General features: G+C 58.1%; 1 pseudogene. It reads right to left on the reverse strand.

Annotated features, from left to right (window positions below):
- A pseudogene (gene ahpC / locus AC3II9_RS21640) lies at nucleotides 1-333 on the reverse strand (peroxiredoxin AhpC); the annotation flags it as partial.
- Between the last annotated feature and the right edge of the window lies 1 nt (nucleotide 334).

Raw genomic sequence — 334 nt, forward strand, 5'->3', positions numbered from 1 at the left:
GAGCATCGGGAAGGGTAACGTTTTGAGGTCGTTGTGCTGTGCACGCCACTGGAAATGCGCGAATTCGCTGTCAATCGAAACCCCCAGGATCTGGGTGTCGCGGTCCTCGAACTCGTCATTGAGCTTGCTGAACGCCGCGATCTCGGTAGGGCACACGAACGTGAAGTCTTTCGGCCAAAAGAACACCACCCGCCACTTGCCTGGGTGTTCGTCACTGGTGATAGTGGTGAAGTAGTCGCCGGGCTGCTTGGCGTCGACCTTGGACAGGTCACCGCCGATGAGAGCGGTGAGCTGGTAGGCGGGGAATTGATCGCCAATGGTTAGCAGTGGCATG

This window comes from Lysinibacillus sp. RU7, assembly GCF_057837305.1.